Origin of the sequence: Dysosmobacter sp., assembly GCF_052306735.1 — a bacterium.
Taxonomy (GTDB): Bacteria; Bacillota; Clostridia; order Oscillospirales; family Oscillospiraceae; genus Oscillibacter.
The window spans coordinates 1-19,227 of sequence record NZ_DAWBAJ010000026.1 but is presented as its reverse complement, the minus strand read 5'-3'; the positions used below and the strand labels follow the sequence as shown (position 1 = coordinate 19,227).

20 protein-coding genes are annotated in these 19,227 nt (G+C 62.0%); 9 read left to right on the top strand and 11 right to left on the bottom strand.

Features of this window, described 5'->3' with window-relative positions; genetic code table 11:
• The 3 genes from larC to larE form a co-directional block, all read right to left on the bottom strand.
• A partial coding sequence (gene larC / locus ACT67G_RS07870) for a nickel insertion protein (protein WP_443663887.1) occupies positions 1-340 on the bottom strand: 340 nt, incomplete at its 3' end.
• Positions 337-1,098, bottom strand: a complete 762-nt coding sequence (larB, locus tag ACT67G_RS07865) for a nickel pincer cofactor biosynthesis protein LarB (RefSeq protein ID WP_325247768.1) — start codon at positions 1,096-1,098, stop codon at positions 337-339. The genes larC and larB, both read right to left, overlap by 4 nt.
• Before the next feature lie 15 nt (positions 1,099-1,113).
• Positions 1,114-1,869: an ATP-dependent sacrificial sulfur transferase LarE gene (larE, locus tag ACT67G_RS07860; protein WP_443663886.1), complete on the bottom strand. Its 756-nt coding sequence runs from the start codon at positions 1,867-1,869 to the stop codon at positions 1,114-1,116.
• Positions 1,870-2,146: 277 nt separating this feature from the next.
• On the opposite strand from larE, the gene ACT67G_RS07855 reads away from it, so the two are divergent.
• The 5 genes from ACT67G_RS07855 (at position 2,147) to ACT67G_RS07835 (ending at position 6,807) form a co-directional block, all read left to right on the top strand.
• The gene (locus tag ACT67G_RS07855; protein ID WP_443663885.1) at positions 2,147-3,307 is read left to right on the top strand and encodes a glycerate kinase family protein; all 1,161 of its coding nucleotides are present in this window, start codon (positions 2,147-2,149) and stop codon (positions 3,305-3,307) included.
• Between the two features lie 57 nt (positions 3,308-3,364).
• Positions 3,365-3,790 carry a DUF3842 family protein gene (locus ACT67G_RS07850; RefSeq protein WP_443663884.1) on the top strand — a complete coding sequence of 142 codons (426 nt, stop codon included), beginning with the start codon at positions 3,365-3,367 and terminating at the stop codon, positions 3,788-3,790.
• A gap of 17 nt (positions 3,791-3,807) precedes the next feature.
• Complete coding sequence (locus ACT67G_RS07845) at positions 3,808-4,716, top strand: AEC family transporter (protein ID WP_443663883.1); 909 nt, start codon at positions 3,808-3,810, stop codon at positions 4,714-4,716.
• Between the two features lie 184 nt (positions 4,717-4,900).
• On the top strand, positions 4,901-5,791 hold the full coding sequence (locus ACT67G_RS07840) for a dihydrodipicolinate synthase family protein (RefSeq protein WP_443663882.1): 891 nt from the start codon (positions 4,901-4,903) through the stop codon (positions 5,789-5,791).
• Positions 5,792-6,042: 251 nt separating this feature from the next.
• Positions 6,043-6,807: an IclR family transcriptional regulator gene (locus ACT67G_RS07835; RefSeq protein ID WP_443663881.1), complete on the top strand. Its 765-nt coding sequence runs from the start codon at positions 6,043-6,045 to the stop codon at positions 6,805-6,807.
• A gap of 59 nt (positions 6,808-6,866) precedes the next feature.
• On the opposite strand, the gene ACT67G_RS07830 is transcribed toward ACT67G_RS07835, so the two are convergent.
• The 5 genes from ACT67G_RS07830 to ACT67G_RS07810 all read right to left on the bottom strand — a co-directional run bounded on the left by ACT67G_RS07830 (position 6,867) and on the right by ACT67G_RS07810 (position 10,097).
• Positions 6,867-7,373 carry a hypothetical protein gene (locus ACT67G_RS07830; RefSeq protein WP_443663880.1) on the bottom strand — a complete coding sequence of 169 codons (507 nt, stop codon included), beginning with the start codon at positions 7,371-7,373 and terminating at the stop codon, positions 6,867-6,869.
• Positions 7,373-8,911, bottom strand: coding sequence for a DUF4153 domain-containing protein (locus ACT67G_RS07825; protein WP_443663879.1), 1,539 nt, complete (start codon positions 8,909-8,911; stop codon positions 7,373-7,375). Before ACT67G_RS07825 ends, ACT67G_RS07830 begins: the two co-directional genes overlap by 1 nt.
• 68 nt (positions 8,912-8,979) lie before the next feature.
• Positions 8,980-9,195 carry a helix-turn-helix domain-containing protein gene (locus tag ACT67G_RS07820; RefSeq protein ID WP_325246304.1) on the bottom strand — a complete coding sequence of 72 codons (216 nt, stop codon included), beginning with the start codon at positions 9,193-9,195 and terminating at the stop codon, positions 8,980-8,982.
• 11 nt (positions 9,196-9,206) lie between these two features.
• Entirely contained in the window at positions 9,207-9,767 is a 561-nt protein-coding gene (locus ACT67G_RS07815; RefSeq protein ID WP_443663878.1) for a DUF2975 domain-containing protein, read from the bottom strand.
• Between the two features lie 12 nt (positions 9,768-9,779).
• Positions 9,780-10,097, bottom strand: coding sequence for a hypothetical protein (locus tag ACT67G_RS07810; RefSeq protein WP_443663877.1), 318 nt, complete (start codon positions 10,095-10,097; stop codon positions 9,780-9,782).
• 431 nt (positions 10,098-10,528) lie between these two features.
• Here ACT67G_RS07810 and ACT67G_RS07805 point away from each other — a divergent pair, with 431 nt between their 5' ends.
• From ACT67G_RS07805 to ACT67G_RS07790, 4 genes are all read left to right on the top strand, one after another.
• Complete coding sequence (locus tag ACT67G_RS07805; protein ID WP_443663876.1) at positions 10,529-10,969, top strand: MarR family winged helix-turn-helix transcriptional regulator; 441 nt, start codon at positions 10,529-10,531, stop codon at positions 10,967-10,969.
• Entirely contained in the window at positions 10,963-12,726 is a 1,764-nt protein-coding gene (locus ACT67G_RS07800; protein WP_443663875.1) for an ABC transporter ATP-binding protein, read from the top strand. Before ACT67G_RS07805 ends, ACT67G_RS07800 begins: the two co-directional genes overlap by 7 nt.
• 100 nt (positions 12,727-12,826) lie before the next feature.
• Positions 12,827-14,611, top strand: coding sequence for an ABC transporter ATP-binding protein (locus ACT67G_RS07795; RefSeq protein ID WP_443663897.1), 1,785 nt, complete (start codon positions 12,827-12,829; stop codon positions 14,609-14,611).
• 23 nt (positions 14,612-14,634) lie between these two features.
• Positions 14,635-15,504 carry a YitT family protein gene (locus tag ACT67G_RS07790; RefSeq protein WP_443663874.1) on the top strand — a complete coding sequence of 290 codons (870 nt, stop codon included), beginning with the start codon at positions 14,635-14,637 and terminating at the stop codon, positions 15,502-15,504.
• 47 nt (positions 15,505-15,551) lie between these two features.
• Here ACT67G_RS07790 and ACT67G_RS07785 read toward each other — a convergent pair whose 3' ends face one another.
• The 3 genes from ACT67G_RS07785 to ftsH form a co-directional block, all read right to left on the bottom strand.
• Positions 15,552-16,850: a helix-turn-helix domain-containing protein gene (locus ACT67G_RS07785; RefSeq protein WP_443663873.1), complete on the bottom strand. Its 1,299-nt coding sequence runs from the start codon at positions 16,848-16,850 to the stop codon at positions 15,552-15,554.
• Between the two features lie 128 nt (positions 16,851-16,978).
• Positions 16,979-17,497, bottom strand: a complete 519-nt coding sequence (locus tag ACT67G_RS07780; protein ID WP_325246581.1) for a GNAT family N-acetyltransferase — start codon at positions 17,495-17,497, stop codon at positions 16,979-16,981.
• A gap of 89 nt (positions 17,498-17,586) precedes the next feature.
• The coding region (gene ftsH, locus ACT67G_RS07775) for an ATP-dependent zinc metalloprotease FtsH (RefSeq protein WP_443663872.1) at positions 17,587-19,227 on the bottom strand (1,641 nt) is incomplete at its 5' end.

Genomic DNA, 19,227 nt, shown 5'->3' with positions numbered 1-19,227 from the left:
CATGGGGATGCTCATGGTCATGGGGATGCTCATGGTCATGGGGATGCTCATGGTCATGGGGATGCTCGTGGTCATGAGGATGCTCGTGGACACTGGGGATGGGAGCGCCCATGGGGAGGTCATGGCTCTCCTCCTCCTCTCCGTGGACCCGCACCTCCATGCGGGTGCCCGCGATCCCGCAGCTTACCGCCGGCACCGCCTCCACCGTGACGCCGGGCAGGAGGCCGTTCATGGTCTTGAGAAAGTCTGCTTTTTGTTGCTCATCCAGCAGCTCATAGAGGGCGGCGGTCAGCATATCGCCTGCTGCGCCCATATTGCATTCCAGATACAGCGTTTTCATTGGATTCCCTCCATTTGATTGATACGGCTGGCCAGGTATCCGGCGCCAAAGCCGTTGTCGATGTTCACCACGCTCACGCCGCTGGCGCAGGAGTTGAGCATGGACAGCAGGGCACTGACGCCGCCGAAGGAGGCGCCATAGCCCACGCTGGTGGGCACCGCGATGACGGGGCAGTCCACAAGGCCGCCCACCACGCTGGCAAGCGCTCCCTCCATGCCTGCCACGGCAATGACCACCCGGGCGCTCATGAGAGGCTCCAGATTGGCCAGCAGCCGGTGCAGCCCCGCCACACCCACGTCATAGAGCCGGGTGACGGCGTTGCCCAGGGCCTCGGCGGTGATGGCGGCCTCCTCGGCCACCCCCATGTCGCTGGTACCGCCGGTGGCCACCACGATGCTGCCCCGGCCCTCCAATGCCTTGGGGAAGACCACCGCCAGCCGGGCCAGGGCGTTGTAGCGCACCGGGAAGCGCTCGGACAGGGCGTCGGCGGTCTCTTGATTGATCCGGGTCACCAGGACGTTGGTGCACTCGCGCCGCTCCATGGATCCCAGGATCCCCAGGATCTGCTCCGTGGTCTTGGACTGGCCGAAGATCACCTCTGCCGCCCCCTGGCGCACCGCCCGGTGATAATCAACCTTGGCATAGCCCAGATCCTCAAAGGGGGAGAGTTTCAGCCGCAGCAGCGCCCCCTCGGGAGTCAGGTTTCCGTCCCGGACGTCCTGCAGGACCGTTAAAATATCGTGCTTGTTGTCGCTCATATGTGTTGCCTCCTGTTAATCCGAGGGTGTGCGGGGCTGGGGATCCAGTTCCGCTTTGCCGGTCAGCGGCTCCAGCGCCGCCGCAATTTGCTGCCAGGAAGATTGGGCAAAGGGCTGTTGAGCAGCCGTCACCTGCACCAAGGCGCCGCCGTTACGCAGCCGCACCCGAAAGTCCCGCAGACCCAGGGCGGCCAGGGCGGCCTCTGCCTGCTCCACCCGGGCAAGATCATCCTGCCGCAAGGGTGTCCCTGTGGGGATGCGGGTGGCAAGACAGGCATAGGCGGGTTTGTCCCAGGTGGGGAGCCCTGCTTCCCGGCTCAGGCGCCGGACGTCCGCCTTGGTAAGGCCGCACTCCCGCAGGGGTGAGCGCACCTCCAGCTCCCGCAGGGCCCGCATGCCGGGGCGGTCGGAGGCATCGTCGGAGGCGTTGGTGCCGTCGATCACCAGGGGGAGCCCCGCTGCCTTCGCCGCCTCCAAAATGGCGGAGAAGATGGCCTGTTTGCAGTGGTAGCACCGGTCCGGGGGGTTTGCCGCCACCGCCGGCAGGGACAGTACGTCCGCCTCCAGCACCGTCAGGGGCACACCGCACTGCTGGGCCAGGGCCCGGGCGTCCGAGCGTTCAAAGGCGGGCTGAAAGACGCTGTGCACAAAGAACGCCTGCCAGCCGCTGCCCCAGCGGCCCGCCGCCCAGCACAGCAGGGCGGAGTCCGCCCCGCCGGAGAGGGCCAGGGCCCCCCGGGGATGCTCTGTAAAAAAGTCTTTGAGTTCCAAATCAACACCTCGCAGTAGCAAGTGAAAAAAAGAAAGACACACCCCTTATGGGTATGTCTTCAGACATGAAAGCGGCTCTGGCCGCCTTGATTCCGGTTGCGCAGGGAAAAAGGCTGCGTGCCGCAGCCGGGCGGGTCTTCTGATCCGCAATTATGAAAAAATTATAGCAGTTCCGGCGGCTGCCGTCAAGGAAAATGTCCCGGGGGAGCTGCCGGTTGACACAGCCGGGGGAATATGGGAAAATTCTCTTAAAAAACCAGGGGAAAGGGTGAGGGAGATGTCAAAGTGGATTCTGGTGCCGGATTCCTTCAAGGGAACCATGTCCTCCCGGGAGGTCTGCGGGATTTTGCGGACGGAGCTGCTGGAGCGGATGCCGGAGGCGGAAGTGATCTCCCTGCCGGTGGCGGACGGCGGTGAGGGCAGCGTGGACGCCTTCCTGGAGGCCATGGGGGGCCGCCGTGTGCGGGTGTCCTGCACGGGGCCCGACGGGGCGCCTATGGAGGGCTTTTTCGGCCTCCTGAGCGACGGCACCACCGCCGTGGTGGAGATGGCGGCGGCCGCGGGCCTCCCCCTGCTGGAGGGCCGCCTGGATGTGGAGGGTGCCACCACTTACGGGGTGGGCGAGCTGCTCCTGGCCGCTGCGGAGGCGGGGGCCAGGAAGATCATCCTGGGCCTGGGAGGCAGCGCCACCAACGATGGCGGCTGCGGCTGCGCTGCGGCGCTGGGAGTGCGGTTCCTAGACGAAGCGGGGAAGGCCTTCATCCCGGTGGGCTGCACCCTGGAGCGCATCGCCCACATCGACAAAACCGGCCTTGCCCCGGCTCTGGCAGGCGTGGAGATCGTCACCATGTGTGATATCGACAATCCCCTGTGCGGCCCCAACGGTGCCGCGGCGGTGTTTGGCCCCCAGAAAGGGGCGGACGGCCCGGCGGTGGAGCGGCTGGACCGGGGACTGCATCATCTGGCGGAGGTGGTGCGGGCCGATCTGGACGTAGAGATCCTGGATCTGCCCGGCGCCGGTGCCGCCGGAGGAATGGGCGGCGGCATGGCGGCCTTTTTGGGCAGCCGCCTGCAAATGGGTATCGACGCGGTGCTGGATACGGCGGGCTTTGACGCCCTGCTGCCCGGAACCCGGGCGGTGATTACCGGAGAGGGCCGCATTGACGGCCAGAGCCTCCGGGGCAAGGTGGTAGTGGGCGTGGCCCGCCGGGCCAAAAAGGCGGGCGTTCCGGTGGTGGCTGTGGTGGGAGACATTGCCCCCGGTGCCGCTGCGGCCTATGAGGAGGGCGTCACCGCCATGTTTTCCACCAACCGCCGGGCGATCCCCTGGGAGCAGGCCCGCCTGACGGCCAAAGAAGATCTGCGGGCGGCAGCGGGAGACCTGTTCCGCCTGTGGGCGGCGCTGGAGGGTCCCTGCCGGGCTGCCGGAAATGATTGACATCCGGCGGCAGGGACGCTATCCTGAAAAGAACAGAGAGAACGAGGAGATGAAGGCGTGAGAGAACCGTTGATCGTCATTATGGACGGCCAGGGAGGCGGCATCGGCCGGGCCCTGGCAGAGACCATCCGGGCGGCCCACCCGGAGCTGCGGCTGCGGGCCCTGGGCACCAATGCCCTGGCCACCGCCGCCATGCTCAAAGGCGGCGCCAGCGACGGCGCCACCGGGGAGAACGCGGTGGTGTTCAATGCCGCCCAGGCGGCTATGATCCTGGGCCCCGTGGGGATCCTGACCCCCAACGGATTGCTGGGTGAGGTGACACCCAGAATGGCGGAGGCGGTGGGCGGCAGCAGAGCCGTCAAGATCCTACTGCCCTCCCAGCGGTGCAGCATCCGTCTGGCGGTGGGGCCGTCCCAGCCTATGCAGGTTTACCTGCAGGAGGCCCTGCGTCTTTTGGAGGAAGAACTGGCAAAAGAAGATTAAAGGCGAGGAGCATACCCATGGTAGATATGAACGCGCTGCTGGCCCTCCAGGGCCAGCTGTTCCTTTTGATGGCCCTGGGAGCTTTTTTCAGCCGCCGGGGGATTCTGGACGGCGGCTTCCAAAAGGGACTGACGGATCTAGTCATCGACCTGGTGCTGCCCTGCAGCATCATCACCTCTTTTGAAGTGGAGCTTACATCGGAACTGCTGCACCAGAGCATCCAGGTGGCGGTATCGTCCCTGGTGATCCAGGTGGGGTGCTGGCTGCTGGCCCATGCTGCCTTCCGCCGCTGCGCCGCCGGTCGGCAGCCGGTGCTGCAGTATGCCGTCATCTGTTCCAACGCGGGCTTTTTGGGTACCCCGGTGGCCCAGGGCCTCTTCGGGGCGCCCGGCGTGGTGCTGGCCTCCATCTACCTGATCCCCCAGCGGGTGGCCATGTGGACATTGGGAGTGGCGTTTTTCGAAAAGAGCAGCGGCCGGGATGTGTGGAAGCGGGTTTTCACCCATCCGTGCATCGTGACGGTGTTTTTGGGCGCCGTGCTGATGTTCACGGGGCTGCGGCTGCCGGGTGTGGTGGACAATACCATCCGGGCGGTGGGAGACTGCAATACGGGCCTTTCCATGTTCCTGGTGGGCATGCTGATGTCCCGGCTCCACTGGCGGGATTTCCTGGATCCCACGGTGTTGTACTATTCCCTGATCCGCCTGGTGGTGATCCCCCTGGCGGTGTTTGCCGGCTGCCGCCTGGCAGGACTTGACGGATTACCGGCAGCGGTCTCTGTGGTGCTGGCTGCCATGCCTGCCGGGGCTACCACGGCTATTCTCGCCTCCCGGTATGAGTGCGACAGCGCCTTTGCCGCCAGCTGCGTCACGGTGTCCACGGTATTTTCTCTGGTAGCTATTCCTGTATGGTGCATGTTTTTTTAAAAAAAGTTGTAGCTATTACACAAAAATGAAAATTTGGAGGCTTTTTTGCCTGGGAAAGTCTTGACAATCTCTGGAAATAGGGATACACTGGCGCCATCACTTCCGGGTGATTTTTCTATCAGCTAAATTTGGAAAACGATTCCGTATAACGGAATTGCTCGCTGCGGCGAAAGGAGAACCGGATATGAAAGCAGCCTATTTGACTCCCGCCATCACCCTGTTCCACGAGGATGGAAGCCTGGATCTGGAGAGCCAGCGCAAACTGTTTGAAAATCTGATCCAGCAGGGGATTGACGGCATCCTGGTGGAGGGCAGCTCCAGCGAGTTTTTCGCCATGCCCATGGATCAGCGCCGCCAGATGGCCAAGTTCGCCATTGAGGCAGTGGATCACCGGGTGAAGCTTATTATGGGCACCTCCCACATGGTGGCCGACGAGATCGTGAATTTTTCCAACTACTGCCTGGATGCCGGGGCCGACGCCGTGATGATCCTGCCGCCCTATTACTTCCACTTCGGCGCCGAGGCCCTGCTGCAGTATTATGACCGGCTGGCCAAGCAGATCCACGGCTCCATTTACATCTACAACTTCCCCGACAACACCGGCTACACCATCCCTCCGGCAACGGTGGTTCAGCTGGCCCGGATGCATCCCAATATTGTAGGCATGAAGGATACCGTCTCCGGTATGGATCACACCCGGGAGCTCATCAAGCAGGTGAAGTCCCAGGTGCCGGACTTTGAGATCTACTCCGGCTTCGACGACAACTTTGCCCACAATGTCCTGGCAGGCGGCGACGGCTGCATCGGCGCTCTTTCCAATGTGGTGCCCGAGATCTGCACCGCCTGGGTTCGTGCCTTCCGGGACAACGACCTGGCGGGCATCGCCCGGGGTCAGCAGAGCATCGACCGGCTCATGGATCTCTACGCTGTGCGCAGCCCCTTCCTGCCGGTCATCAAGGAGGCCTGCAAGCTGCGGGGCATTGCCGCCACCAGCACCGGTACCTTCCCTATGCCCAATGCCACGGTGGAGGACGACGCCAGAATCCTGGAACTCCTGCACCGGGAGGGCATTTGATTTTCCTTTGATACCTTTCTTTTTTCTCCGTTTCCCGGCAAAGAGCCGCTGCCCAAAGCAGCGGCTTTTTGCTGCCCAAAGCAGCGGCTTTTTGCTGCCCGTGAGACCGTATACAGGGGAGCGTTCCGGCCGGGGAGGATTTGCTTTGAAAATATACCCGGCGGGATTTCCCTTTTTGCCGGAATGTGATATACTCTCTCCAAAAGAAAATGATTCCGCAAAGCGGAATGACAAAACAGGAGGAACATACCATGGCGAAAGAGCAGGTGTCCAGTATCCTGCGGGCCCTCAATATTCTGGAGTGCTTTACGGATACGGATACAGAGTGGACGCTCAAGGCTCTGGTGGAGCATCTGGACTTGCCCACCACCACGGTGTTCCGGCAGCTCTCTACCCTGACGGAGCGCCAATATCTGGAGCAGGATCCCATTCGCAAAAGCTACCGGGTGGGCCCGCGGCTGCTGCAGCTTGCCAGCGCCATTATGGGGCAGTCGGACCTGCGGCGTACTGCCCGGCCGGAGCTGGAGCGGCTGAGTGAGGCGGCTCAGGAGACCATCCACCTCAGTGTGCTGCTGGATCATGAGATTTTTTACCTGGACAAGGTGGAAACCCACCGCTCCATCGTGTGCAACACCCGGGTGGGCAGCCGGGTCCCCGCCTATGCCACCGGCTGCGGCAAGATCCTGCTGGCAGGACAGAGCCCGGCGTACATCGACCAGTATTGCCAGTGGATGGCGGAGGCCGCCCGGCCCCTGACCGCCCATACCATCACAGACCCGGATCAGCTGTGCCAGGCTCTGGCTCTGGCCCGGCAGCGTGGCTTTGCCGTGGATGACGGAGAAATCGAGGAGGGACTTTCCTGCGTAGCTGCTCCCATTTACGATATGAACCAGCGGGTGGCGGCGGCCGTGAGTATCTCCGGACCCACCTACCGGATGGAGGAGGACTGGGAGATGATGATTCGGGAGGTGTGCCAGACTGCGGCCAATATCTCCCGGCTGCTGGGCCATCGGTAAGAGAGTCCCTCGTGGAAGAACGGAAACGGCGTCCTGCTTTGGCAGGACGCCGTTGTTTTTTAGAAAAAGGATTCCAGGATATAGAGCCGGGTGCCGGAGGGGGAGAGCAGCAGATCAAGCCGGTTTCTGGGATCGTCTGGGTCAGTGGCGGAATACCAGCGGCAGCGGGCTATGTCCGGGCGCTCCTCCTCCGGTACGGACAGGCCGTCCAGCAGCTGCGTCATGGCTTCTGCGTGAGCCTCCGATGGAGCACCCTGCCAGGAAAGGGCCGTATTCACGGTGCTGTTTTCCGGATAGTCCAGAACGTGATAGCGTGTCCCGTCCCCGTGAAAGCTGGAGCCGGAATCCGCTCCATAGACGCATTGGCTGCCGCTGGGGAGGGACAGCCCCCAGTTGAGAGCTACCGTGGCGGTATAGTCCCCCGGATGCAGCAGCGACGAAAGCACGGGCCACGCTGTTATCACAAGCAGGGCTACCACCGCTGCAAGCACGGCGATCAGCCCCGGCAGTGTCCGGCGCAATGGAGAGCGGGAGCATTTTTCCGCCCGGCCGGTCCGAGAGACCATCACGCTTCACCTCCTGCAGCCAGACAGGCAGACAGCGACCAGGTCTGCCAGCAATCACATTCTCCCCGGGCATCGTCCCGGCGGCGCTCCAGCAGATCTCCCAGGGTATCCCCCGGCGCCCAGGCTCCCGGCTCATAGTCCGCCAGATCCCGTCGAGGATCCAGCCGCTCCAGCTGGGAGAGGGTGTCATAGGAGAGATCGTAGGCCAGGTAGTAGATGCTGACCGAGGGGCTCTCCCCGCCCAGGTACCGGTCCACCTGATCCCGGGCCACCAGGTAGTCAATGGGGATGCAGTTGATGACCAGCCATCCCGCCAGCGCCGCCGGAAAGGCGGCGCGAAAGAAGGAGAAGGCCGGACGCCAGCACTTGATGAGGGCCATCACCAGGAACACCGCCATCATCGCCATGCCCCAGTAGGTCATGCAGCGCTTGAAGGAGAGGCCGTAGGCCCCTACATACAGCGTCATACGCCAGGCAGCGGAGCATAGCAGCGCCAGGCTCTGGACGGTCACCAGAGTGGCCAGCAGCCGCACCGCCATCCAGCTTCTGCCCGCAGGATTCGAGATGGTCACGGCGGAGAGCAGCACCAGAAGATTGACCGCTGTGACGGCCACCATCTGGAAAAAGCCGCTGCGGGCCCAGTCGGCGTAGGAGATGCCCCGCTGGGCAAGATACGCTGCCCCGCCCAGGACACCGGAGATCTGGATAGACAGAAAAGCCAGGTATAAAAGGGCAAGTGCCGCCAATATGATGACAAACGCCAGGGCGTCGGCGTGTTTGGAGGCCTTTTCCGGTGCAGTGGTCAGGGGGATGGGGTGGCGGAGAGAGTAGAGAAAGCCGAAGAAAAACGGGGTCAGGATCATACCCAGTACCAGTTTCCAGAGACCCTCCGTCAGGTGCTCTGCCACGAACCGGCGCAATTCCACGGTGGCGGAGGCAAAGAGCGCATCGGCGGAAGAGAGTACCGGTACCAGGATCATCAGCAGCACCGCCGACCCGGCGATGCCCAGGATCACGCCCGCTGCGCGCTTACCCTGCCGGGGGCGGGAGAGAGCGGCAAACGCTGCTCCCAGACGGCCGAAAAGCCCCCAGAGCAGCAGCCCCAGCCGCTCCCACAGCATGGCGGGACGGTGCCAGGGGAGCCGACCGGCGCCGGAGAGGGAAATGGCCTGTACCGGCAGCAGTACCAGCAGCGCCAGCATGTTCCAGATCCGGAAGGCCCAGTTGGAGCTCAGGGCCAGGGTGACGGAGAGCAGCAGGTTTTCCGCGGCTACCCACCGGCTCTCCGGCCGGGAGAAGGCGGCAGGGCCCAGATACCCCAGTAAAAGAAGGTACCAGGCAAATACCGCGGCGGTCAGCCCTGCCGTGGGGCCGTACCAGAGGAAGGTGTCCGCCAGAAGCACACAAAAACACGCCGTTATCGGCAGGAACAGCCGTTCCCGGGAGGTAATCTCATAGGTGAATTTGGGGTCAGTTGCAGGATTTTGGGCAGGCTTCGCCGGCCCTCCCGTGGGCAGGGCGTTTTCAGAATCAGACATATGAAATTCTCCTTATGATGGTGTCCGCGCTTTACGGACAAAATTTCGGTTGCAAGACGGAGCGGGATTTAGCTTCCCTGATCCGGTACATACTCCAGAATATCCCCCGGCTGACAGTCCAGAGCGGCGCAGATGGCCTCCAGGGTGGAAAAGCGCACCGCCTTGGCCTTGTTGTTTTTCAGAATGGAGAGATTGGCCAGAGTGATGTCCACCTTCTCCGAAAGCTGGGAAAGGGTCATCTTTCGCTTGGCCATCATCACATCCAGATTCACGACGATTGCCATGACGCGCCTCCTTAGATCGTGAGATCGTTTTCCGCCTTCATCTCCGCCGCCTGGCGGAACAGGGCGGACATCACCAGACAGAGTAGACCTGCCATGGCAAAGATGGGAACAAAGAGGGCGTTATAGGTCAGCAGGGGGGCGGGGGAGCGGTAGTAGCAGATGCTGAATACCAGCCGCACCAGGGCTGCGGCGGAAATTACAAAGGCACTGACGGCAGAGCGCCGGAGGAAGACGGCATTTTCCAAAGAGAAGGGAGCCCCCTCCAGGATCGTGCCCAGCACCCGGTGTCCCTGCCAGAGGATCACAGCGGTGCAGATGCCCGCAAACAGCAAAAACAGCGTCAGCACAATGGTGTAGGGTTCTCCGCGGGTCCACCATGTGACCAGGGCGTGGGAAAAATTCCCCAGACAGTCATCCCAGTCATATGTCCACAGCGACTGGATTTTTTCCAGGTTAAAGCGGAACAGCACCAGTCCCGGTACCAGCGGCAGCGCCGTAAGGTTGCAGATGAATGTGATCAGCACCAGAATGTTCAGCACCTGGGCGATTTTTTGTACATGGGAAGTCAGCATGATCCATCCTCCTTATGACTGGGAGCGGGCGGCATACCGGCTGGCACCCAGCAGGCGCCATGCCCAGATACCGCAAAAGAGCAGCAGCAGTGTCAGCAGAATCTGAATTGAGGATCCGTATGTCCAGATCCACTTCCAGCTCAGAGCGAATACCACCAGAATCCGCAGCGGCAGCTCCCAGAAGCGCTCGTACAGGGTCAGATCCGTCAGTGCTGCGGGTCCGCCCATCAGCACCAGTCCGGGTATCAAAAACACCAGTGCGGCCACCATGGCCCGGAGGGCAGCCCGCACCGGAAAACGGATGCGCGGGGTGTGCATGAATAGCGGCATGATGCTCCCTCCTTTTCCTGCATCATAGCACGATAAGTTATCGAAAGTCAATGATAATTTATCGTTTTTCAATAAATCAAAAGCGGGATGGGAAAGGGGCTGACAGAGGGAATCGGCCGCAGACGCAAAAATACAGGAAAACGGACGGCTTGCGCCTTCCGCTTTCCTGTATGATATAGAGAAAGGAGAGGGAAAATGGTAGTGTGTGTATCAAGCTTCCTGCTTGGTGATTTCATGATACAGGGCGGCGGAGAGAAAGTCAACGGGGCAGAACCAAGCTTCACAATTTGTTTACAAGCGGGCGGATTTTAGCCATTTTTCGTTCATAATTCGTTCAAAAAATATCATCAAAGTGCACATTGACAAGACAGAGGTTCCATGCTAACATTTAGCATGCTAATTTTTAGCAGGCTAACGAAGGAGGCGAGGTTATGGAACCTGCCGTGCCCTTGGGCCCCTTGCTGGGCCGGTGTGCGCATCTTGCCCGGGAGCGGATGGATGCCCGGCTGACGGGCTGTGACGTGACTCCCGCGCAGACCCATGTTCTGATGTATCTGATGCACAATGGGGGACAGGCGCCTCAGTGCATGCTGACGGACTTTTTGAAGGTGCGTCCCTCCACCACCAACGGGATCGTGGACCGGTTGGAGGAGCGGGGACTGGTAGAGCGCTCTGTCAGCGGTACGGATGCCCGGCGGCGGCTTATCACGCTGTCGGAGAAGGGGCGGGAGCAGCAGTCGCTGTTCCGCAAGCGGTTTCTGGAGACGGAGGAGCTGATGCTCCGGGGCTTTACACCCCAGGAGGAGCAGACGCTCCGGGGCCTTCTGGGACGTATCATTCAAAATCTCGAGGAGGATCGGGCACAATGTTAAAAGCACTTTGGCCGCACGCACGGCCGTATTCCAAGTGGATCTGCCTGGGTGTGCTGTGCAGCGCGGCGGAGGCGGTCTTTGAGCTGCTGATCCCGCTGGTGATGAGCGATATCGTGGATATCGGCATCGCCAACGGCGACCAGAACTTTATTTTGAGTAAGGGCCTCCAGATGGTGGTCATGGCCATGGTGTCGCTGTGCTTCGGCCTGGGAGCCGCCGCCTGTTCCTCCATTGCAGGCATGGGCTTCGGTGCCAATCTACGGACGGCAGAGTACGACCACATCCAGGACTACGCGTTTTCCAATATCGAAAAGTTTTCCACGGCGTCCCTGGTGACCCGGCTTACCAACGACGTCAACAACCTGCAGATGATTTTGATGTTCGCCATGCGGCTGCTGGTCCGGGCCCCGGTGATGCTGGTGGCGGCGCTGTTTTTGTCCATCCGCATCAGCTATCAGCTGAGCAATGTCTTCCTGGTGGCGCTGCCCCTTTTGATCGTGTCGGTGGCGCTGATCCTCACCAAGGCCAGCCCCCGGTTCCGGGCCATGCAGGAGAAGACCGACGCGCTGAACCTGGTGGTTCAGGAGAACCTCACCGGCATCCGGGTGGTGAAGTCCTTCGTGAAGGAGGATCACGAGCGGGAGAAGTTCGCAAAGCGCAACCTGGATCTCAAGTCCAACGCCGAAAAGGCTTTCGGCATGGTGGTCATCAACATGCCCATCATGATGCTCATTATTTACGGCACCATTATCGCCGTCATGTGGTTCGGCGGCCAGATGGTGTACGCCGGCTCTCTGGAGGCCGGCAAGCTCATCACCTTCTTCACTTACATTACCCAGATCATGATGTCCCTCATGATGGTGTCCATGATCTTCATGATGATGACCCGGGCTATCGCCTGCGCCCGCCGGATCACCGAGGTGCTCCAGGAGAAGCCTGCCATCACCAACGACCAGGCCAAGACCGACGTGGCGGAGGACGGTACCCGCACCCCCGCGGAGGTAAAGGACGGCAGCATCGACTTTGACCATGTCTCCTTCAAGTATGATCTCTCCAGCCCGGAGTGGATTTTGCAGGATGTGGATCTGCACATCCGCTCTGGCCAGACGGTGGGCATCCTGGGAGGCACCGGCTCCGCCAAGACCACCTTGGTGTCCCTGATTCCCCGGCTCTACGAGGCCACCGAGGGTACTGTGAGGGTGGGCGGCCGCCCGGTGTCGGACTACACCATGGAGCACCTGCGGGATGCGGTGAGTGTGGTGCTGCAGAAGAACACCCTCTTCTCCGGTACCATCCGGGAAAACCTCCTCTGGGGCGATCCTAACGCCACGGAAGAGCAGCTCTGGGCCGCCTGCCGGGCTGCCTGCGCCGATGAATTTTTGGAGAAGATGCCTGACGGCCTGGATACGGATCTGGGCCAGGGCGGCGTCAACGTCTCCGGCGGGCAGAAGCAGAGACTGTGCATCGCCCGGGCCATTTTGAAACAGCCCAAGGTGCTGATCCTGGACGACTCCACCAGCGCGGTGGACACCGCCACGGACGCCAAGATCCGCAGGGCCTTTGCCAATGAACTGAAAGATACCACCAAGATCATCATCGCCCAGCGGGTGACCTCCATCTGCGAGGCGGATGTGATCTTGGTGATGGCCCAGGGCCGTGTGGTGGCCCAGGGCAGCCATGAAGAGCTGATGAAGACCTGCGAGATCTACCGCGAGGTCTACCAGTCCCAGCAGGAAGGAGTGAGCATCGGTGGCTGAACAGCGTACAAATCAATCCGCACCCCGGGGCCCCGGCGGCGGCCCGGGCCGTCACGGCTATCAAAAGCCCAAGAACCTGCGGGGCACTTTGGGCAAGCTCATGCGCTATCTGGGGCGCTATAAGGCCCATCTGATTCTGGTGGCCGGCCTGCTGGTCATCAGCTCCGCCTGCACTGTGGGCGGGTCCTATCTCATCAAGCCCCTCATCAACGACTATATCCTTCCGGGTGATTTCCCCGGCCTTGCCAAAATGCTGGCCTTTATGGGGGCGGTGTATGTCACCGGCGCGGCCTGCTCCTTCGGCTATGCCCGCATCATGGTGCATGTGTCCCAGAACACGGTGGCCAAGATCCGTTCCGATCTCTTTGACCGGATGCAGAATCTGCCCCTGAAGTACTTCGACACCCACACCCACGGCGAGCTCATGAGCCGCTATACCAACGATATCGACACCGTCTCCGAGGCCCTCAACAACAGCTTCGGAAGCCTCATCTCCTGCACGCTGAACTTTGTGGGCACCATCGCCATGATGATCGTCCTGAGCCCGGTGCTGACCCTCATCACCTTTGCCATGCTGGTGGTGATGCTGTGGGTGGTGAAAGTGGTGGGCGGCCGCAGCCGCCGGTACTTTGCCCAGCAGCAGGCCTCTCTGGGCACGGTGAACGGCTATATCGAGGAGATGATCGAGGGTCAGAAGGTCATCAAGGTCTTCAACCATGAGCCTGCCGCCAAGGAGGGTTTCCGGGAGCGCAACGAGGCCTACCGCCAGGCGGCTACCCGGGCCCAGGCTTACGCCGGCGCCATGATGCCTGCCATGGGCAACCTCTCCTATATCAACTACGCCATCACCTGCTGCGTGGGCGGTCTCCTGGCCATCCGCAGCGGCGACCTGGGCGGCCTGGCGGCTTTCCTCCAGTACACCCGGCAGGTTAGCCAGCCCATCACCCAGATCTCCCAGCAGGTGAACACCATCCTCTCCGCCGTGGCCGGCGCCGAGCGGGTCTTTGAAGTTATGGAGACTCAGCCGGAGGTGGATGAGGGCAAGGTGACGCTGGTGCGGGCCACGGAAGACCGCAGCGGCAACCTGGCGGAAGCCAACTACGATACCGGCGCCTGGGCCTGGAAAAAACCGGACGGCACCCTGGTGCCGGTTCGGGGCGACGTGCGGTTCGACCATGTGGTCTTCGGCTACGATGACCGCAAGATCGTCCTCCACGATATCTCCCTCTATGCCAAGCCCGGCCAGAAGATCGCCTTTGTGGGCTCCACCGGTGCCGGCAAGACCACCATCACCAGCCTCATCAACCGCTTCTATGAGATCCAGTCCGGTACCATCACCTATGACGGCATTGACGTCCGGGATATCGAAAAGGACTCCCTGCGCCGCTCCCTGGGTGTGGTGCTCCAGGATACCCACCTCTTCACCGGCACCGTGGCGGACAACATCCGCTACGGACGGCTGGATGCCACCGACGAGGAGGTCCACGCCGCCGCCCAGCTGGCAGGCGCGGATACCTTCATCCGCCACCTACCCCACGGCTACGACACCGTCCTCTCCGGCGACGGCGGCAACCTCTCCCAGGGCGAGCGGCAGCTGCTGAACATCGCCCGGGCAGCCTGCGCCAATCCTCCGGTGCTGATTCTGGATGAGGCCACCAGCTCCATCGATACCCACACGGAGAAGATCATCGAGCGTGGCATGGACCGCCTCATGGCGGGCCGCACCGTCTTTGTCATTGCCCACCGGCTCTCCACGGTCCGCAACGCCAAGGCCATCATGGTCCTGGAGCAGGGCCAGATCATCGAGCGGGGCGACCACGATGACCTCATCGCCCAGCACGGCCGTTACTACCAGCTCTATACGGGTCAGGCGGAACTGGCCTGATCCCCGGAACAGAAAGGAGACCTATGGAACAGCTGAAAAAATTCCGCCTGCGCAACCTGATCGCCCTGACGGCGGCAGGCATCATCAACGCCATCGGGGTGACCATCTTCCTATCGCCGGTGAAGCTCTACGACAGCGGCATTTCCGGCACCTCCATGCTGCTTGCCCAGGTGACGCCGGAGTGGCTGACGCTGTCTATCTTCCTGCTGGTGCTGAATATTCCGCTGTTCCTGTATGGTCTCAAAAAGCAGGGGCCGCTGTTCACCCTCTACGCCATCTATACCGTTTGCATCTACTCCCTGACGGCGTGGCTCATCACAGATGTGCTGCCGGTGGATGTGAGCTTTGCCTCTCCCCTGGCGGGACAGGACCTGCTGCTGTGCGCCCTCTTCGGCGGACTGATCTCCGGCGTGGGCAGCGGTATGGCCATCCGCTTCGGCGGCGCCATGGACGGCATCGAGGTCATGGCGGTGATCTTTGCCAAGCGTCTGGGGGTGACGGTGGGCACCTTCGTGATGATCTACAACGTGGTGCTCTATGTCATCTGCGGCATCGTGCTGCAAAACTGGATCCTGCCCCTCTACTCCATTGTCACCTACGGGGCGGCGTTGAAAACGGTGGACTTCATTGTGGACGGCCTGGACCGGGCCAAGTGCGCGGTGATCATCACCACCCGGCCCGACGACGTGTGCAAGACTCTGACGGAGACCTTCGAGTGCGGCGTCACCCGGCTGGAGGCCCGGGGCGGCTACTCCAACACCAAGAAGACCATGATCTATTTCATCGTCAACCGCTTCCAGGTGACGAAACTCAAGGACCTGGTCCACGAGATCGACGAGACCGCCTACATCACCATCAGCGAGGTGGCCGACGTCTTTTCTGCCAACAATTAAACCAAACAAAAAAGAAGCGCCCGTGCGTCTGCACGGGCGCTTCCTGGTTATTGGCCGTAATCCCAGTTGGCGGGGTTGTGGTCACTGATATCGGAACTGTCGGGCCAGGTGAGGGCCCCGTCGGAGAGGATGTAAGGGATATCACTGTACACCGCCTGGCGGCCATAGGGATCCGTCACCACCGCTGCAAATTGAAGCTGGTCGGTATCCTTTGTCAGCGTGGCCCGGACACCTTCCGGAAGGTGATAAAAGGACTCCCCGCCATACTCCCCGTGAAAGTGCTCCGGCTGCTCGCAGGGGTCCAGCCAGGTGACAAGGGCCTTATCCAGAAACAGCCCCACCTGGACTGCTGCGATCTCCGCCTGGCCGATGGGCTCTTTTCCGCCGTCAGAGCTAGGACGGACGGTGACATAGACCTCCGGCAGCGTCACAAGGCCGCTCTGGTCCGCCTGCAGTCCCAAAAGATCGCCGCTGCCGTAGTTCATCACATCCACAGTGGGCAAAGAGGCGCTGTACAGGCCCTGGAACTGGTCCAGCAGCTGGGTGGAGCGGGTGCCGTCCGGCTGGATCAGTATAGCGGAGATGGAGAGATCATCCGACAAAGGGCAGGTGAGGGCGGCGGCAAAAGCGCCGTCCGCTCCGGGTTCTCCCGCCACACGTACCGGCTCTCCGGCACCGCCGTCGGCGATGAACTCCACCGTCATGCCCTGGGTGTACGTCTTGGGCACAGCCCGGACGGAGAAGGTCACCTGATTGGCGGCCAGATCCGCAGAGGCGATCTCCGCGCCATAATCCGCCACCAGACTGTTCTGGGCTTTGAGGATCTCCTCCACCCGGTTGGACACGGAGCCCATCTGGCTGTCCACACCGGACTGCACCTGGAAGAGGTTGTTTTGCAAGGTGTTGTACTGCTGATTCAGCTGGTCCAGACGCCCAAAAAGGCTGTAAAGGATTCCCACAAGACACAGCGAACCAACGGCGATGCCCAGTTTGAAGAGCCTGCGGCGCCGGATGGAGAGAGGCTTGGGCAGGGCGGCGGTGTACCGCTTTACGATCTCCTCCACCATCTTCAGCTGGGCCGGTGTCAGCTCTCCGTCAGCCGTTTCCGGGGCGGTGCCTTCCGTATCCCCGGCATCCTCCGGCGGCGGCTCCTCCACTCCCAGCAGCCACCCTACAGAGACGCCGAAGAGGCGGGAGAGGGCAATGAGCTTGTCGATCTCCGGCAGGGCGGAGTCGCTCTCCCATTTATAGATGGCCTGCCGGGATACCCCCAGCCGGTCTCCCAGGGCCTCCTGGCTGAGTCCCTGTTCTTTTCTCTTTTGGGCGATGCGCCCGCCTGTGGTCATAGGCAGGACCTCCTTTCCGGCGCCAGTATAGCAAAAAAAGCCCCTGCCGGGCCACCAACTGGCGGCTTTCACACTGTCAACCCATGGTTAGCAAAGGCTGAAACCCGTTGGGCTGCAATGGGTTCCGCTTACAGCAACTTTTCGTAGCAGTTGAGCGTCTCATGGATGAAGCCCATGAAAAAGAATTCCGTGGCCCCGGCAAAGCGGTAGCCGTGGGAGGGGTAGAGGTGGTTGGCGGGGCGGTTCCCCTCCCAGGTGTCCAGCCGGATGACGGTCTTGCCCAGGCGGCGGGCCTCTGCTTCGCAGAAGTCCACCATCTGCCGGGCGTAGCCGTGTCCGGCGCAGTCCGGGTGGATGCAAAGGGTGTGAATGACGCCCACCTGGTTCCGCTCCGCCGGGATGCTCCAGGGGATCTCATCATACTCCGGCAGCTGCTCCCCGTTGAGATTCACCACGCCCCAGAGCCTGCCGTCCGACTCCCCCACATACAAGGTTCCGGCCTCCAGGGCGTCCCGGGCGGTGTCGATGGTGGGGTATTTGCCCCGCTGCCAGTTGGTGTAGACGGGGCCCCGCTCCTCCCCGTCCAGAATGGCCTCGTAAATGGCGGCCACGGCAGGGAGGTCGGTCTCTTGGGCTTTTCGGATCATGTGGGATCCCTCCTGATCAAACGTATCGGTGTGAATGCTTTCAAAAAACGGCGCACCGGGAAAGCGGTGCGCCGTCTGCTGGGATAAACTTACTGCTGCTGGTTCGGAGAATCCGGATGCTCCTGTCCGGAGGATTTGGATTCTTCCTCCGGGGCGGGGGCTTCGCCGCTGCCCTCCTCCGGGGCGGGCGCCTCCTCCTGGGGTTCCGGCGCCTGGATCTTCTGGGAGATCATGTGGACCTTCTTGGCGGCAGGCTCGATGACGTCCGGGGTGGAGGGGCGGAAGCTGTTCTCCTGAGAGCGGGTGGAGGCGTAGGGATTCTCCACCAGCTCCGGATCCCGGCCTTCGATGATGGCCACCATCTCCGCGCCGGTGATGGTCTCCTTTTCCATCAGGTAGGCCACCACCTTGTCCATATCTTCCCGGTTGTCCCGGATGACTTCCACAGCGGCCTTGTAGCACTGGTCCAGGATCTCCTTGACCGCCTGATCCATCCGGGCGGCGGTGTCCTGGGCGCAGTCCATACCGTAGCCGCCGTCCAGATACTGGTTGCGGCGGGAGGCCAGGGCCATCATGCCGAACTCATCGCTCATGCCGAACATGGCCACCATGTTCCTTGCCACGTTGGTGGCGTCCTGAATATCCTGGGAGGCGCCGTTGGTCATGGTATTCATCACCACTTCCTCGGCGGCGCGGCCGCCCATGGAGACGGTGATCTTGGCCATGAGCTCGTCCTTGGTGCGCAGCTCCGTCTTGTCCTCCTCAGGCATCAGCAGGGTATAGCCAAGAGATCCCTGGGTGTGGGGGACGATGGTGATTTTCTGCACCGGCTCGGTGTTTTTCTGCTTGTAGGCCACCATGGCGTGTCCCACCTCGTGGTAGGCCACCAGTTTCTTCTCAAACTCCGTGAGGACGCTGCCCTTCTTCTCGGTGCCGGCGATGACCAGCTCGAAGGCAGAGAGCAGATCCTCCTGGGTCACCAGCTTGCGGCCCTTGCGCACGGCCCGGAGGGCCGCCTCGTTCACCAGGTTGGCAAGGTCGGCGCCCACGCAGCCGGCGGTGGCCAGAGCCACTTTCTTGAGATCCACGTCCTCCGCCAGGCGGATGTTGCGGGTGTGGACTTCCAGCGTGGCGATGCGGCCCGCCAGGTTGGGCCGGTCGATGGTGATGCGCCGGTCAAAGCGGCCGGGACGCAGCAGTGCCTGGTCCAGCACCTCCGGGCGGTTGGTGGCGGCCAGGAGGATGATGCCCTTGGTGGGGTCGAAGCCGTCCATCTCCGCCAGCAGCTGGTTGAGGGTCTGCTCCCGTTCGTCGTTGCCGCCCATGCGGTTGTCACGGGACTTGCCGATGGTGTCGATCTCGTCGATGAAGACGATGCAGGGGGCCACCTTGCTGGCCTCCTTGAAGAGGTCCCGGACACGGGACGCGCCCACGCCCACGAACATCTCCACGAAGTCGGAGCCGGAGATGGAGAAGAAGGGCACGTTGGCCTCCCCGGCCACGGCCTTGGCAAGCAGGGTCTTGCCGGTGCCCGGAGGGCCTACCAGCAATGCGCCCTTGGGGAGCTTGGCGCCGATCTCCGTGTACTTCTGGGGGTTGTGGAGGAAGTCGATGATCTCCGTCAGGGATTCCTTGGCCTCGTCCTGGCCGGCCACATCCCGGAAGGTGACGCCGGTGGACTTCTCCATATACACCTTGGCGTTGGCCTTGCCCACGCCGCCGATGCCGCC